The organism is Desulfobacter sp. (genome assembly GCF_050177295.1).
Genome location: NZ_JBFXHE010000145.1, coordinates 1 through 1,459, shown reverse-complemented (window position 1 = coordinate 1,459; position 1,459 = coordinate 1). Strand labels below are relative to the sequence as shown.

The 1,459-nt window shown below is 47.8% G+C and carries 2 protein-coding genes; both read left to right on the top strand.

Annotated features, from left to right (window positions below):
* Positions 1-948, top strand: a 948-nt coding sequence (locus tag AB7U36_RS11615) for an AMP-binding protein (protein ID WP_428159937.1), incomplete at its 5' end; no start/stop codon positions are given.
* A 187-nt stretch (positions 949-1,135) separates the two neighbouring features.
* A partial coding sequence (locus AB7U36_RS11610) for a GxxExxY protein (RefSeq protein ID WP_428159936.1) occupies positions 1,136-1,459 on the top strand: 324 nt, incomplete at its 3' end.

Genomic DNA, 1,459 nt, shown 5'->3' with positions numbered 1-1,459 from the left:
ATTGATTTTCTGTCCCAATGGTATGGGCCGGAACACGCCATCACCGTCCATACCTCGGGCAGCACAGGGCCTCCCAAACCCATCTTTCTGGACAAGCCGTTTGTGGCCCAAAGTGCCGTGCGCACCATCCGTTTTTTCCGGCTGGAACCCGGGCAGCGCATTCTTTTGTGCCTGCCTTTAAGGTATATTGCCGGAAAGCTGATGGTGATCCGGGCGCTTTTAGGGCAGCTTGACCTTTGCACTGCCGAGCCAAGCGACGACTTTTCCTTTCTGGTCCAATGCCGGGATAATCCCTTCGTGTTTGCCGCCATGGTGCCCAACCAGGTGACAAAACTGCTGGATAACCCAAAACGGTTTGAAGGCCTTAACGCACTGCTTATCGGCGGTTCAGCCCTTCCGGCACCGCTTGAAACCGGACTTGGGAATGTGCCCACAGCCTGTTTTGCAAGCTACGGCATGACAGAAACCGCCACGCACATCGCCCTTTGCCGGATAAACGGCCAGGACGCATCTGACCGTTTTCACTGTCTTCAGGGCATTGAGGTGGGACTGTCACAAAAGGGCTGCCTGACCATTAACATGCCGGGCCTGGACGGACCGCGCCTTTTCACCAACGACCTGGCTGAGCTTGACGACAATAAAACCTTCCGGATCCTGGGCCGGGCCGATCATGTGATCATCTCCGGCAGCATAAAGTATTTTCCCGAAACCCTGGAAAAAAAACTGGAAGATCTTATTGAATATCCGTTTTTCATCGGGGCCCTGCCCGATGAAACCCTGGGGCACAGGATTGTTCTGGCCATTGAGGCCCGGGCAGATGAACAACTTGAAAAAAAGCTGGAAGCCTTTTTTATCCAGCGCCTGGATCGCTACGAGAGACCAAAAAATATTGTGTTTAAGGAAAAATTTGAGTGGACTGAAACAGGGAAAATTATACGGCGGATTTAATTGGCGGCCCTTCCGCCATTGTGGGAATAAGAACGAAAAAAGTTGTGCAGTTTTTTCAGGGTACTCGCGTGTAAAAATCAAAACCCAGTAGTTAAAATTCTCCCTTGCCATCCAGGCGGCAGCCAGGATATTATTCTAATAATATTTATTCATTAATTCACCACGAAGATCACGAAGGACACGAAGAATGGGGTTTGATGAACTATCTAATCACGTTATCGGCCACGCCATCGAAGTCCATCGGGAACTTGGACCAGGCTTACTTGAGTCTACCTATGAACAATGCCTTGCGCATGAATTAAGTAAAGATAACATATCTTTCAAACTGCAGCACCCTCTTCCTGTCATTTATAAAAGTGTCCGAATTGATTGTGGATACCGGATTGATTTGTTAGTAGAAGACAGGCTTATCCTTGAATTAAAAAGTGTTGAACAAATAAAAAATATCCATAGGGCTCAATTGTTAACCTATATGAAATTAGCCCATATTAAAATAGGGTTGTTAATTAAT